The organism is Paenibacillus sp. FSL L8-0502 (genome assembly GCF_038593055.1).
In the GTDB taxonomy this organism is placed as follows: Bacteria; Bacillota; Bacilli; order Paenibacillales; family Paenibacillaceae; genus Paenibacillus; species Paenibacillus polymyxa_D.
Map to the genome: position 1 here is coordinate 2,681,491 of NZ_CP151958.1, position 16,493 is coordinate 2,697,983.

The 16,493-nt window shown below is 48.7% G+C and carries 2 protein-coding genes and 3 rRNA genes; all 5 read left to right on the forward strand.

The window, feature by feature from the left end:
- Positions 1–20 precede the first annotated feature (20 nt).
- The 5 genes from NSQ57_RS11905 to rrf all read left to right on the forward strand — a co-directional run bounded on the left by NSQ57_RS11905 (position 21) and on the right by rrf (position 16,430).
- Positions 21–9,383: an amino acid adenylation domain-containing protein gene (locus NSQ57_RS11905; protein ID WP_342426072.1), complete on the forward strand. Its 9,363-nt coding sequence runs from the start codon at positions 21–23 to the stop codon at positions 9,381–9,383.
- A gap of 12 nt (positions 9,384–9,395) precedes the next feature.
- On the forward strand, positions 9,396–10,649 hold the full coding sequence (locus tag NSQ57_RS11910; protein ID WP_342426073.1) for an MFS transporter: 1,254 nt from the start codon (positions 9,396–9,398) through the stop codon (positions 10,647–10,649).
- A gap of 602 nt (positions 10,650–11,251) precedes the next feature.
- Positions 11,252–12,807: ribosomal RNA gene (locus NSQ57_RS11915) — 16S ribosomal RNA — on the forward strand.
- 403 nt (positions 12,808–13,210) lie between these two features.
- Positions 13,211–16,157, forward strand: a 23S ribosomal RNA gene (locus tag NSQ57_RS11920).
- 156 nt (positions 16,158–16,313) lie between these two features.
- Positions 16,314–16,430, forward strand: a 5S ribosomal RNA gene (gene rrf, locus NSQ57_RS11925).
- Together the 16S, 23S and 5S rRNA genes form the textbook arrangement of a ribosomal RNA operon.
- Positions 16,431–16,493: the final 63 nt, after the last annotated feature.

A 16,493-nucleotide genomic window follows, 5' to 3' on the forward strand; every position in this document is an offset into this window, starting at 1 on the left:
TCGATTGAGGGGGAAATCCGATGAGTAAAAGGCTTGAAATCGAAAAAGTGGCCAATTTAACGCCTTTGCAGGAGGGGATGCTCTTTCATACAGTGATGGAGCCGGAATCACAGGCGTACTATGAGCAAGTACGAATGATCATCCGGGGTGAACTGAACCTGGAGGCTCTGCAAAAGAGCTTCGAGACTCTGGTGCAGCGTCACGAAACGCTTCGTTCGAATATTTATCATAAAAGTGCTTCCCGTTCGCGGCTCATCGTGTTTAAGGAGCGAAATCCAACGCTTCGTTATGAGAATCTGACGAATATTCCCGAGGCAGAGCAAGCAGAGGCCATTCGCAGCTACGCAGACGCAGACCGAAACCATCGTTACGATCTGAGCAAGGATTTGCTCATTCGTCTGGCTGTGCTTCAAACCCAAACGAACGCATATACGCTGCTTTTAAGCTTTCATCATATTATTATGGACGGCTGGTGCCTCGGCATCGTTATGGACGAGCTGTTCGCGGCTTATGAAGCACTGAAAGCGGGGAAGCCCGTACAACTGCCGACACCGCAGCCCTATACTGGCTATGCCCGCTGGCTGGATAAGCAGGATAAGGAGGCGGCGAAGGAATACTGGCGGTCCATCTTGAACGGCTATGATCAGCCAGCTGTGCTGCCTACCCTGCCTGTAGCCCATCCGCTCCAGCCAGATACCGGGTACTTGCTGCATGAGCATAAAATAACACTCACGGATGAAACAACCCGTCAATTACGGACGGTGGCTGAACGCAACGGAACAACCCTTAGCAGTCTGTTTCTAGCTGCATGGGGAGTGGTGCTTGGAGGATACAACCAAAGTGAAGACGTCGTCTTCGGCACCGTTGTTTCCGGTCGACCGCCGGAGCTTGAAGGTGTTGAACAGATGTTGGGACTTTTCATTAACACCATACCGGTACGAATCAAATTGGATGCAGATCTGCCATTCTCAGGTCTGCTTCGCGAAGTGCAGCGCAGCGCGATTCAATCACGGGCATATGACTATTTTTCACTCGCTGAAATACAGTCCCAGTCAGCACTCAAGCAGCAACTCATGGACCATTTTGTTGTATTTGAAAACTACCCGCTGCAGGATATGGTTGGCCGGCCTGATCTAAAGGAACGACTTGGATTCGTCGTGGAGGACGCTCAGCTGTCCGAAGAAACACCTTACCACTTCAACATCGAAGTAGAGGACGGAAAAGCGCTGAGCTTTATGCTGTCCTACAACAACTATGTTTACAGCGATGAAGCGATGACACGGTTAGCTGGGCATTTGGAGCATGTTCTCGTCCAAATTGCACGTACACCAGAACTCCTGCTGCGGAACATTCGTCTGCTGACCGCTACAGAAGAGATGGAACTCACCAATGTATGGAGCGGGCCGATTACCGACTATCCTGCTGGAACGTTTCATGGAATATTTGAGGCGCAGGCAGAACGTATCCCGGAACAGACCGCCGTCATCTACGAAGACACCGCACTTACCTATCATGAGCTGAATGAGAAGGCTAATCTGCTTGCTCAAGCACTGCAAAACCGTGGGGGCAAGCGTGAGCATCTCGTCGCCGTGATGCTTGAGCGTTCAGCAGACATGATTATCGCTGTGTTAGGGATTATGAAGGCGGGAGCTGCCTACGTACCTGTCGATCCGACCTACCCGAAAGAAAGAATTGCTTACATGCTTCAGGACAGCGGAGCTACGATTATGCTCACGCAGTCTTCCTTGACTGAACTATTAGCCGATGTGGATTTTGCGGGGGAAGTGCTGGACTTGCCAGCGTTACTTCAACAGGCTTCACAAGCGGAGCATTCCCATCAACAAGCGCCTATCTACGCACCTATTCATGATCCCGAGGCTTTGGCCTACGTCATTTACACATCGGGAACGACGGGCAACGCCAAAGGCGTGATGATCGAGCATCGCCATTACGTAAATACGGCGTGGGGCTATAGAGAAGCTCACCAGTTAAAAGAGTTTCCCGTCAAGCTCCTTCAGATTGCCAGTATGTCGTTCGATGTCTTTGCCGGTGATCTGGCCAAGACATTCGTGAACGGAGGCACCATGGTCATTTGCCCACAGGATGTGCGCAACGATCCTCCAGCTTTGGCCCAGGTTCTCGAACAGCACGAAATTACGACGTTTGAAGTTCCGCCAGCCTTGTTGACGCTGCTTATGGACTATGTATATGAACACGGTACAGATGTCAGCGCCATGAAGCTGCTTACTACAGGCGCGGACAGCTTTGGCGTTGAAAACTATCGGACGCTTTTGAATCGCTTCGGCGATACGATGCGCATCATGAATACCTACGGTGTAACCGAAGCGGCTATTGATTCCAGCTTTTATGAAGAAACAGCTGAACGTTTGCCTCCATCAGGTATCGTCCCGATTGGAAAGGCACTGCCGAATCATAAAGTATATATCGTGGATGAGGCTTTTCGTCCGCTCCCTGTCGGCGTAGCCGGGGAGTTGTGTTTGGGCGGCGCTTCTGTGGCCCGCGGTTATTTGAACCGTCCTGACCTGACGGCGGAGAAATTTGTACCGAATCCTTTTGTAAAGGGAGAGCGTCTGTACCGCACCGGAGATCTGGCACGCTGGCTGCCGGATGGCAACATTGATTTCATCGGTCGGATTGACTTTCAGGTGAAAATTCGTGGCTACCGGATCGAACCTGGTGAAATTGAGTCGGCCTTACTCCAATTGGATGAGGTACGCCAAGCGGTGGTCACGGATAGAACGGATAAAACCGGACAAAAGTATTTGTGCGCCTACGTAGCAGGTACAACCGACAAATCCTTCTTGCGGACAGAGCTTGCCAAGCAGTTGCCAAGCTATATGGTGCCCGCACATATTATCGTGCTGGATCAATTGCCTTTGACCCATAACGGTAAAATTGATCGACGTGCGCTTCCAGAACCCGAAGATTTTGTGTTGACCGACGTCGAGTATGAAGCGCCGCAGAGCGAACTGGAGCAAACACTCGCTTCCATCTGGGAGGAAGTCATTGGCGTTAAGCCGATTGGTCTGCGCAACAACTTTTTCGAGCTTGGTGGCGATTCGATCAAAGCGTTGCAAATCGCAGCCCGATTGAACGCGAAGGGCCTCAAAATGGACATGAAGGATTTGTTCCGCCATCCGCAGATTGATTTGATTGCTCCTTATATAAAAAAAGTAATTCGGACCATCCCGCAGGGGGCGGTACAAGGTACAGTGGAGTTGACACCGATCCAATGGGAATTTTTTGAGCATCATCGAACAGATCGTCATCATTACAGTCAGGCTGTCATGCTCCAGAACCCCGAAAGATGGAACGAAACCTGGCTGCGAAGTGCCGTGGACAAGCTGACCATGCACCATGATGCCTTGCGCATTACCTTTGATGAACGTGAAAAAGAACCTGTCGCCTATAACAGAGGCACAGCCGAAGGTGAACACTTTACATTGGAAAGCTACGATTTTTCACATGCTGACCAGCCTGAGGAAGAAATCGCGCAGCTCACTGACGCGTTACAAAGCAGTTTTAATTTGCGTAACGGCCCGCTTGTACGTTTGGCTTTAATTCGGCTGCAGGAATCCGATCATTTGTTAATCGTCATTCATCATCTTGTCGTAGACAGTGTGTCGTGTAGAATCCTGCTGGAAGACTTGGAAACAACCTACCAACAGTTAGCTAACGGTGAAAAGCTACAGTTACCCGCCAAGACCGATTCCTACAAAGAATGGGCAGCACGTCTGTCCAAGTATGCACAAAGCGAGCTGGCGCGTCAGGAAATCAGCTATTGGAATACGGTAGAAGCTCGTGAAATACTTCCGCTGCCAAAAGATCATGAGGTTCCAGATAGCCTGATCCGTGACGTGCGCAAATCCGAAGTGACACTCAGCCGGGAAGAAAGCGAAAACCTGCTAAAACATGCGCACCATGCTTACAATACAGAAACAAATGATATTTTAATGACGGCGCTAGGACTGGCTTACCGGGAATGGAGCGGACATGCTGAAATTGCAGTCCAGGTGGAAAGTCATAGCAGGACGGAATTGATTAAAGACATTGACGTATCACGTACAGTTGGCAGGTTTACGTCCGTGTATCCGTTGGTGGTAAATGTGAGCAAACCCGAAGATTTGGCCCATCAAATCAAGCTGGTTAAGGACAATTTGCGACGCGTACCCAACAAGGGTTTCGGCTATGGCATTTTACGCTACTTGACCGACAGGGAGCAGCAGGATAGGGCAGCTCTTTTTTCTGCCAAGCCACCTGAGATCAGCTTTAGCTTTGACGGAGAAGCCAGAGAAGGTACGACATGGCGTACCTCGCCACTATCCACGTTTACTGGTACTGAAATCAACCCTCTGACTGAAAAAGCGTCCAGCTTTGATATTCATGGTGCGGTGACTGACGAAAGACTCCGCATTGTATTCGAATACAACGCACGTGAATATGAAGCATCGACGGTGGAGCGACTTACAGCCAGCTTTAAGAATCATCTGATCGAACTTATTCGCCATTGCTGTGCCAAGGATACAGCAGAACAAAGCCCGACGGATTTTACATATGGGCAATTGTCTCTGGACCAGTTTGAAAATATTGCAAATCGCTTATCAAATAAGCTGTTAAACCACCAAGTGAAAATTAAAGACCTCTATCCGCTATCCCCGATGCAGGAGGGAATGCTATTTCATTCCATACTTGATGAAAAGTCAGAGGCTTATTTCGAACAAACGATTATTACCATTCATGAAGCTATGGATACCAACCTAATCAGCCGAAGCTTACAAAAGCTGATTGACCGATATGATATTTTCCGTACGGTATTCATGTATAAGGAGGCAGATCGTCCGCTTCAGGTTGTACTGGGGGAACGATTAGCTGCTCCTGTCCATACCGAAGATGTGCGTAGTTTACCGGATGCGGAAAAGCACAGACGACTTCAAGCCATTTTACAGGAAGAGCGGCAGAGAGGTTTTGATCTGGAAAAGGAGGTTCTCATCCGGTTAACGCTTGTACAGTGGGATGAGGACACCTCAAAGCTCATCTGGATCTCTCATCATATTATTATGGACGGCTGGTGCCTGAGGACGGTAGCCAAAGATTTTTTTGATATTTACACATCGCTTCGGGACGATACTCCTTTAAAATTAGAGCCTGTCTATCCATTTAGCAACTTTATTCAGTGGTTGGAAAGACAAAATAAAGAGGAAGCAGCAGCATACTGGAAACAATATGTGGCTGATTTTGAAAATGAAACCGTCGTGCCCGGCTATACCCGCTCCGTTGATTCTTCGTTTCAGGCAGAGCAGCTCATATGCACATGGGGGGAGCGGCTGACCCAAGACATGGAGCAAATGGCCAAGCAAAACCGTGTCACCGTCAGCACCTTATTTCAAACCGTTTGGGGCTTATTACTACAAACGTACAAGAACAGTAAGGACGTCATTTTCGGGTCTGTTGTGTCGGGCAGACCTGATGAAATCCCCGGTATTGAAAATATGGTCGGATTATTCATTAATACCATTCCCTTACGTATTAAAAGCTCCGCTGAACTGCGGTTTTCCGACTTGCTTACGTCTATACAGGATTCCTTGATGGAGTCCAATCGGTATTCTTATTTTTCCTTGGCTGATATTCAAGCCCATAGTGTACTAAAACAAAACCTGATCCAGCATATTGTCGCCTTTGAAAATTTTCCCGTTTCGGAAGAGCTTACGGGCTTGGAAAAAAATCCTAAAGCCCTCCGTGTTGGTGAAGTAGAGGATATTGAACAGACCAATTATGATTTGAATGTAATCGTCATGCCTGGCCGAGAGCTGGAAATCAAATTTAGCTATAACGCGCTGACGTATAACAAAAATGCGATCAAACAATTGGCTGCTCACCTCATCCAAATGATGAAGCAAGTTATTCAAAACCCAAATATCCGGGTTTCGGAGATTGATCTTTTGACAGCGGAGGAAAAACAGCAGCTCTTATTTGATTTTAACGATACACGGAGACCGTATCCATCGGACCACACCATACATCACGGATTTGAAGAACAGGCAGAGAAAACACCGGATGCAATAGCTATTGTATTTGAAAATCGTGAGCTAACCTACCGCGAATTAAATAAAAAAGCTAATCAACTGGCCACGAAGCTGCGAAAACTGGGGGTTGCGCCGGATACCATCGTAGGCATTTTGACTGAACGTTCACCAGAAATGATTATCGGTATTCTTGGTATTTTGAAGGCGGGTGGAGCCTACTTGCCCCTGGAGCCTTCTTATCCGCAGGAACGGATTATGTTTATGCTTCAGGATAGCGGTAGCGAAATTCTGCTAACCCTATCTGACAAGGGTGAACAGATGAACACTTTCGATTTTTCCGGTACGGTTCTGGATCTGGCCGACATCAGCTCCTACGACTCCGAGGACTTCATTTTTTCCGAATCGACAACGGCAGACGATCTGGCCTATGTCATGTATACATCTGGCTCAACTGGACGTCCCAAAGGTGTCATGATTGAACATCGGAATGTCATACGGCTGGTGAAGAACACCAATTACATGCCATTTGCCGAGAACGAACGCATTTTGCTGACCGGGGCGCTCGTGTTCGATGCCTGTACCTTTGAAATTTGGGGAGCATTGCTGAACGGATTGCGTTTGTACATTGTACCGGAATCCGTAATCTTGGATGCTGTTCAGCTTGGTGAAGCGCTGGATCGATATCATATTACAACGATGTGGCTGACATCGCCCTTGTTTAACCAACTCACACAGCATAAACCAGATCTCTTTGCTTCGCTAAAGCACTTGCTGGTGGGCGGGGATGTGCTTTTACCTGGGATCATTAATACGGTTAGAGCACATTCTCCGGGACTGAACGTTATCAACGTCTATGGCCCCACAGAAAACACAACATTCTCTACTTATTTCCCGATTGATAAGGAATATAACCGCATTCCTATTGGTCGCCCAATTGGCAATTCAACTGTTTATATTTTGGACTCTTCAAGCAGGCTGCTGCCTATTGGTGCTCAAGGGGAAATTTGTGTTGGTGGGGATGGTCTGGCGCGCGGCTATCTAAACAGGGATGATCTGACCCAGCTAAATTTTGTCCCTAATCCATTCATTCCGGGCGAAAAAATATATCGGACAGGTGATTTGGGCAGATGGCTACCGGACGGCAATCTGGAGTATCTCGGACGGATAGACCAGCAGGTTAAAATCCGTGGATACCGTATTGAACCCGGCGAAATTGAAACCCAGCTCATGAAACATGATGCAGTTCGGGAGGCGCACGTAGCGGTAAAAGGCACGAAGGATGGTCAAAAAACGCTCTGTGCTTATATCTCAACCGACGTACTGCTATCCAAGAGTGATATGAAGACCCATTTGACTGGCCAGTTGCCGGATTATATGATTCCTGCCCAGTATGTGTTCCTGCCGGCGTTTCCCTTGACAACGAACGGTAAAATCGACCGCCAAGCATTGCCTGAGCCAGAAATGACCAGCGGTTCCGATATGGAATACGTTGCTCCAAGAAATGAAGTGGAACAACAGTTGGTGAACCTGTGGCAAGCGGTGCTTGGCGTTGAAAAGGTCGGCATTGACGACGGCTTTTTCGAGCTTGGAGGTCATTCATTGAAGGCCATTCAACTGGTATCGAAAGTACAGGAATCGAACATTCCGCTGGATATACATCAATTGCTTCAATATCAGACAATAAGAAGTTTGTCTGATCTTTTACAACGTGTTGAAGAGGGCGGAGTGAACGCGGATACGCTCATTGCGAAAGCTCAGGAGGTTGAGCGGGCTATTACAGAAGCGTTTGGTGTACAGGTCTTTCTTCAGACTGTTTCCACCGATAATCAAAACTATTTGTTCCTGCAAGTGGAGCCTTTTCACGTAGAACAAGTTCAGGCAATCTCAGAATTTATCCAATCTCATATCCATCCAGACCTGCACCCGCATTATATCGTCCGCTGGGGAACCGACGAACCAGATAGAATTCTCGGAGCTATACCGACAAACGAAGAACAAGAAACCTTACTTAAACAACAGGCCGATGTATGGCTTGCCAGCATTGCTGAGTTAAATACTGAGTGGAATACCAATATACTAAGTCTGAATGCTATTGGGCGCTATCCGCTTGCACCAGCTCAGCATTACCATTTGCAATATTTTACAGGCTCGGGTATGGCTGTGCAGTTAGATAGCTACTTGAACACCGAGCGTTTGACCGTAACGATTCAGCGGCTTATTGAACGCCATGAATTGCTAAGAAGCGTACTTGTTCAATCATCCGGAGCATGGGAATGGGAGTTGCGTCCAGTTCCAGAGCATTTTTCTTTACCGACTGTTGATCTCTCCGGTCAGCCGGTACAAGCACAACGCAGGCTTCTTTCTTCCATTGCTTCTAAGTTATTTTTAGAACCTTATAAACTTACACAGTCGCTGCAGTACCGGATCGTCCTGATTCGCTTAAATTTGCGGGAACATCTGCTATTGCTCCCTTGCTCGCACATCATTTTTGATGCTACGAGCAGCGACATCCTGCGCAGACAACTCCTTGATGAATATCATCGTCCGCAGCAGACGGCACATGCGACAGAAGAGGTGCAATACCGGGAATATGTAAACCATATCCGCCAAGGCCCTCAAGGAATCGGGGATCAGGAAATCAGCGAGCAATTCAAACTCCAAACGTTTGGTGAGAATAATGATCGTATCCATGTGCTGACCGAAGAACGCAACTATGCGGACACTACCAGATATCGTTGGGAGCTGAATTTAAGCGACATTTCAGAGCAGCACGGCGCTGCGAATATGTGGGATATTTCGCTTCAAATGGCTGTACGTTTTTTCAGCAGCTATTTCCAACTCTCTGATGTTCCGCTTTGGATTACTAATTATGGAAGACAATATGGCGACCGGAACTATTTTGGAACCGTAGGCGAGTGTATTGATCATATACCCGTTGTGCTGCAGGAAGATGACTCTGAATCCTATGAAAAGAGTATCCATACCCACCTGGACTTTGCTTCACGCTATCACTTGAACTTTTTCAATCTGATCTTCAATGCTGAAATGGAGAAAGCTTACCCGGTATCCAGCAGCATTTTGAAAAAAGGACTTGAACAGCTGCCTATCGTATTCAACTATTTGGGTGAGGTACGAGAGGATGCAGAATTGCTCGACAATCTGCATACCGAAGGCACACAGGCCAATGTCAACAAGGTTATTTTTTTTGAGTCAGAGCATGTAGGGGATATTCTGAAAATCTCACTTACCATTCCATATCATGAGAACGACCAGTATATTCATCAAATCTTCCAGACTGCTAGTGACAGGCTCTTGAATGCTTTGACCATTTTGCAGTAAGGAGATGAAGATGTGAACCCATTGTTTAAGGATAGCCGTTTTATCCGATTTTTTGCATCTCGTACTTCTGCCAATATCGCAGACAGCATTTATTCTATCGTCCTGCTGTATTTTGTTCAGCAATCGACACAGTCGGTGGCGATGACCAGCTTCACGTATACGGCCGTATCTGCGGCGTCGATTTTCAGCTTTCTCGTGGGTCCTTTGGTGGACCGTTATTCACCGCCTTTGTTAGCCAGTATCGCCTTGTTTACGCAGGCTGTGCTAATTTTGGCCGTCCCGTTTCTCATTCAGGACGGGATGGTCAATCTGGTCGCTATCCTTGTTATTGTCTTCATTGCATCCTGCTTCTCCACACTGTTTTATCCGGCCAATAGTAAAATGCTGCCGCAATTGATAGGCTCGCCGGATTTGATTGTCCGGGCGAATTCCATGATTTTGTCGACGGATCAGGTTATTAATATTGTCGGATATCTGGCTGGAGCCTCGCTCATCATCGCAATGGGGATGAAAAACACGTTTTTTCTAGCCGGCGCGATGCTGTTTCTGGCAGGCTTTGTATATGTCAGGCTCAACAAGCAAATTGGTGCTCCTCCGGTGGAAGACACGAACGGAAGGAGTTCGCTAAAGCTCGTGTACTATTTGAACGAATTGAAAGAAGGGTATCTTTTTGTAAAACGGCACACCTTCCTGAGAATTATGCTTCCGTTCTTTGCGCTGACAAACTTTTCGATGGCGATCTTGGTCATTGCCATGCCTTCTATCGCAGTATCCTATGGCTCGCCAATCTATTACAGCTTGCTGTATGTAGCCTACTTTATCGGTATTTTCATCGGTTCCTTTCTGGTCAGTGTATTGAAAAAGAACGGCATTACCATCGCGGTTTCCTGGGTAGCCATGGGACTGGCAATCTATGTTTTTTCCCTTGTGCCCGAGATGTGGATGAAGCTGCTGGCAGCTCTGTTATTAGGCATTTTTACTGGCATCATCAATGTGCTGCAAACGTCTTTGATTCAAATTATTACACCGCTGCCGTTACTGGGACGTGTTACAGCCTTTTTAAACACCTTGTCGAATGCGGCTCTGCCATTAGGGGCCTTGATTGGAGGGGCGCTAGCTTTACGGTTTTCTCTGAGTGAGGTTCTTTTTTTCAGTGGACTGATTACTGTACTATGCGGATTGATTATGTTTCTGGTTAAGGATATCCGCCAGTATCAGATTCCTTCTGGAGAGATTGGAAGAGTTGCCCCTTCCCAGAATTCATAAGCCATGTGCCAATGCCAGGTTCTCATCATAGAACCTGGCATTTTTGTATGTCTGGCCTCGCCATGATAAGGCTTTATCATAGACAAAGGTAAAACTATCGTTACATTTGGACACCAAAGGAGATACAAGATGGCTGAGTCTTTTAAAAAAATATACACAGCGAATTTTCTTCGCTCTTTCGGTGAAAGAAGTATAAACAGCTTATAGCTCGTTTGATACCCAGGGATTTATTCTTCAAATCATGGACGAGACGTGGGATGGGCTGGAGCTAAAAGAACGAATAAATCGGTATAATTTACATGTAGTATTCAGCAAACCTAAATGATATATTATTCATCCGGCCGTAAGATAGGCTGTGATGTAATGGTTCAAAAATTCAAAAGATCGTCTATGAGTTATTATTTACCAGTAGTATGAATCACCAAAGTATGATATATTAATTGTCCGGCCCAAGAAAAGCCGAATGAGAAAATTGATCTTTGAAAACTGAACAACGAGTGAGTAAAACGATTTTGCTTGCAAAATCAAACAAGAGATATTTTTATCTCGTCAGTTTCAACATGAGCTTATCGCTCTTTCTATAAACCAGCTTCGGTTGGTCTTTAATGGAGAGTTTGATCCTGGCTCAGGACGAACGCTGGCGGCGTGCCTAATACATGCAAGTCGAGCGGGGTTATTTAGAAGCTTGCTTCTAAATAACCTAGCGGCGGACGGGTGAGTAACACGTAGGCAACCTGCCCACAAGACAGGGATAACTACCGGAAACGGTAGCTAATACCCGATACATCCTTTTCCTGCATGGGAGAGGGAGGAAAGACGGAGCAATCTGTCACTTGTGGATGGGCCTGCGGCGCATTAGCTAGTTGGTGGGGTAAAGGCCTACCAAGGCGACGATGCGTAGCCGACCTGAGAGGGTGATCGGCCACACTGGGACTGAGACACGGCCCAGACTCCTACGGGAGGCAGCAGTAGGGAATCTTCCGCAATGGGCGAAAGCCTGACGGAGCAACGCCGCGTGAGTGATGAAGGTTTTCGGATCGTAAAGCTCTGTTGCCAGGGAAGAACGTCTTGTAGAGTAACTGCTACAAGAGTGACGGTACCTGAGAAGAAAGCCCCGGCTAACTACGTGCCAGCAGCCGCGGTAATACGTAGGGGGCAAGCGTTGTCCGGAATTATTGGGCGTAAAGCGCGCGCAGGCGGCTCTTTAAGTCTGGTGTTTAATCCCGAGGCTCAACTTCGGGTCGCACTGGAAACTGGGGAGCTTGAGTGCAGAAGAGGAGAGTGGAATTCCACGTGTAGCGGTGAAATGCGTAGAGATGTGGAGGAACACCAGTGGCGAAGGCGACTCTCTGGGCTGTAACTGACGCTGAGGCGCGAAAGCGTGGGGAGCAAACAGGATTAGATACCCTGGTAGTCCACGCCGTAAACGATGAATGCTAGGTGTTAGGGGTTTCGATACCCTTGGTGCCGAAGTTAACACATTAAGCATTCCGCCTGGGGAGTACGGTCGCAAGACTGAAACTCAAAGGAATTGACGGGGACCCGCACAAGCAGTGGAGTATGTGGTTTAATTCGAAGCAACGCGAAGAACCTTACCAGGTCTTGACATCCCTCTGACCGCTGTAGAGATATGGCTTTCCTTCGGGACAGAGGAGACAGGTGGTGCATGGTTGTCGTCAGCTCGTGTCGTGAGATGTTGGGTTAAGTCCCGCAACGAGCGCAACCCTTATGCTTAGTTGCCAGCAGGTCAAGCTGGGCACTCTAAGCAGACTGCCGGTGACAAACCGGAGGAAGGTGGGGATGACGTCAAATCATCATGCCCCTTATGACCTGGGCTACACACGTACTACAATGGCCGGTACAACGGGAAGCGAAGCCGCGAGGTGGAGCCAATCCTAGAAAAGCCGGTCTCAGTTCGGATTGTAGGCTGCAACTCGCCTACATGAAGTCGGAATTGCTAGTAATCGCGGATCAGCATGCCGCGGTGAATACGTTCCCGGGTCTTGTACACACCGCCCGTCACACCACGAGAGTTTACAACACCCGAAGTCGGTGGGGTAACCCGCAAGGGAGCCAGCCGCCGAAGGTGGGGTAGATGATTGGGGTGAAGTCGTAACAAGGTAGCCGTATCGGAAGGTGCGGCTGGATCACCTCCTTTCTATGGAGAATCGTTTCCTGCGATGGAAACATTCAAATTAGCAGGTATAACGTACCTGCGACCGGATATTCAATTCGGTTCATCACATTCGTGTGAATGAAATGAATATCCTGAACTTACTCACTCGTTGCTCAGTTTTGAGAGTTCAAACTCTCAAGCTTCGACGAATACTTCATTCACACATCCGTGTGGAACCGAAATATTCATCGGGTTTCGCTTCGATGAAGCGAATTGCACCTTGAAAACTGGATACCGAAACGAAATTGCGTTTTAGAATATTCCTTTAAGCTGATCTTGTGTAAACAAGTGAAATAAAGGTAGCAGGTAAGGAAAGATCTTTTGCCTTTGGCAAAAATCATTCTTTATCGAACATCGACATTTTCTTTTATCAAAGAAAAGTCTAGGTTAAGCTACAAAGAGCACACGGAGGATGCCTAGGCGCCAGGAGCCGACGAAGGACGTGGCGAACAACGATAAAGCCTCGGGGAGCTGTAAGCAAGCTTTGATCCGGGGATGTCCGAATGGGGAAACCCGGCTGTCTTCATCGACAGTCACTACTCACTGAATTCATAGGTGAGTGAGAGGCAGACCAGGGGAACTGAAACATCTAAGTACCCTGAGGAAGAGAAAACAATAGTGATTCCGTCAGTAGCGGCGAGCGAACGCGGATTAGCCCAAACCAAGGAGCTTGCTCCTTGGGGTTGTGGGACGTCTCACATGGAGTTACAAAGGAACCGGTTAGATGAAGAGGTCTGGAAAGGCCCGCCAGAGAAGGTAAAAGCCCTGTAGTTCAAAACTTGTTCTCTCCGAGACGGATCCCGAGTAGTGCGGGGCACGTGAAACCCCGTATGAATCCGGCAGGACCATCTGCCAAGGCTAAATACTCCCTGGCGACCGATAGTGAAGCAGTACCGTGAGGGAAAGGTGAAAAGCACCCCGGAAGGGGAGTGAAATAGATCCTGAAACCGTGTGCTTACAAGAAGTCAGAGCCCTATGATATTTTCCTTTGGAAAAATCACGGGTGATGGCGTGCCTTTTGTAGAATGAACCGGCGAGTTACGTTCCCGTGCAAGGTTAAGGTGAAGAGCTGAAGCCGCAGCGAAAGCGAGTCTGAATAGGGCGAATGAGTACGTGGACGTAGACCCGAAACCGGGTGATCTACCCCTGTCCAGGGTGAAGGTGCGGTAACACGCACTGGAGGCCCGAACCCACGCATGTTGAAAAATGCGGGGATGAGGTGGGGGTAGCGGAGAAATTCCAATCGAACCCGGAGATAGCTGGTTCTCCCCGAAATAGCTTTAGGGCTAGCCTCGGAAAGAAGAATCGTGGAGGTAGAGCACTGATTGGGTGCGGGGCCCGCAAGGGTTACCAAGCTCAGTCAAACTCCGAATGCCATAGATTTAGTTCCGGGAGTCAGACAGTGAGTGCTAAGATCCATTGTCGAAAGGGAAACAGCCCAGACCATCAGCTAAGGTCCCCAAGTGTGTGTTAAGTGGGAAAGGATGTGGAGTTGCACAGACAACCAGGATGTTGGCTTAGAAGCAGCCACCATTGAAAGAGTGCGTAATAGCTCACTGGTCGAGTGACTCTGCGCCGAAAATGTAACGGGGCTAAACACACCACCGAAGCTATGGCTTGATGCTTGCATCAGGGGTAGGGGAGCGTTGAATGCGGGTTGAAGGTGTACCGTAAGGAGCGCTGGACTGCATTCAAGTGAGAATGCCGGTATGAGTAACGAAAAGATCTGTGAGAATCAGATCCGCCGAAAGCCTAAGGGTTCCTGAGGAAGGTTCGTCCGCTCAGGGTAAGTCGGGACCTAAGGCGAGGCCGATAGGCGTAGTCGAAGGACAACAGGTCGAAATTCCTGTACCACCGTAATCCGTTATGAGCGATGGGGTGACGCAGTAGGGTAGTGACGCGGACGGATGGATGTCCGTCTAAGCAGTGAGGCTGATGTGTAGGCAAATCCGCACATCGTAAGGCTGGGCTGTGATGGGGAGCGAAAATTGTAGTAGCGAAGGTCATGATCTCAGACTGCCAAGAAAAGCCTCTAGCCAGGAGAAGGTGCCCGTACCGCAAACCGACACAGGTAGGCGAGAAGAGAATTCTAAGGCGCGCGGAAGAACTCTCGTTAAGGAACTCGGCAAAATGACCCCGTAACTTCGGGAGAAGGGGTGCCTCGGTAGGGTGAATAGCCCGAGGGGGCCGCAGTGAAAAGGCCCAAGCGACTGTTTAGCAAAAACACAGGTCTGTGCGAAGCCGCAAGGCGAAGTATACGGGCTGACGCCTGCCCGGTGCTGGAAGGTTAAGGGGAGTGGTAAGCCCTTCGGGGCGAAGCTATGAACCGAAGCCCCAGTAAACGGCGGCCGTAACTATAACGGTCCTAAGGTAGCGAAATTCCTTGTCAGGTAAATTCTGACCCGCACGAATGGCGTAACGACTTGGGCGCTGTCTCAACGAGAGATCCGGTGAAATTTTAATACCTGTGAAGATGCAGGTTACCCGCGACAAGACGGAAAGACCCCATGGAGCTTTACTGCAGCTTGATATTGAATTTGGGTACGATCTGTACAGGATAGGTGGGAGCCGTCGAACTTTGAGCGCCAGCTTGAAGGGAGGCATCCTTGGGATACCACCCTGATCGTATCTAGGTTCTAACTTGGTACCGTGAACCGGTGCGAGGACAGTGTCAGGTGGGCAGTTTGACTGGGGCGGTCGCCTCCTAAAGAGTAACGGAGGCGCCCCAAGGTTCCCTCAGAATGGTTGGAAATCATTCGAAGAGTGCAAAGGCAGAAGGGAGCTTGACTGCGAGACCTACAAGTCGAGCAGGGACGAAAGTCGGGCTTAGTGATCCGGTGGTACCGCATGGAAGGGCCATCGCTCAACGGATAAAAGCTACCCTGGGGATAACAGGCTTATCTCCCCCAAGAGTCCACATCGACGGGGAGGTTTGGCACCTCGATGTCGGCTCATCGCATCCTGGGGCTGAAGTAGGTCCCAAGGGTTGGGCTGTTCGCCCATTAAAGCGGTACGCGAGCTGGGTTCAGAACGTCGTGAGACAGTTCGGTCCCTATCTGTCGTGGGCGTAGGAAATTTGAGAGGAGCTGTCCTTAGTACGAGAGGACCGGGATGGACGTACCGCTGGTGTACCAGTTGTTCCGCCAGGAGCACCGCTGGGTAGCTATGTACGGAAGGGATAAGCGCTGAAAGCATCTAAGCGTGAAGCCCCCCTCAAGATGAGATTTCCCAGTATGTAAGACCCCTTGAAGACGACGAGGTAGATAGGTTGGGGGTGGAAGTGCAGTAATGCATGGAGCTGACCAATACTAATCGGTCGAGGGCTTATCCTAAAGATAAAGCGCAATGAGTTTCGGATCCAGTTTTCAGGGTGTAACCTTGAAGGTATGTACAAGTGACATACAACAAGCGCATGGCTTGGCTATTCATTCACACGATATGTGGTGAAGCGAATAACCGTACGGAAGAATTTGCATAGCAAATTCATGTTTGGTGGCGATAGCGGAGGGGTTCCACACGTACCCATCCCGAACACGACCGTTAAGCCCTCCAGCGCCGATGGTACTTGGACCGCAGGGTCCTGGGAGAGTAGGACGTCGCCAAGCAAGATAAAAGTATGACCTCTATATAAAAAACCGCGATAATCGCGGTTTTTTTGTTTCCCAAAA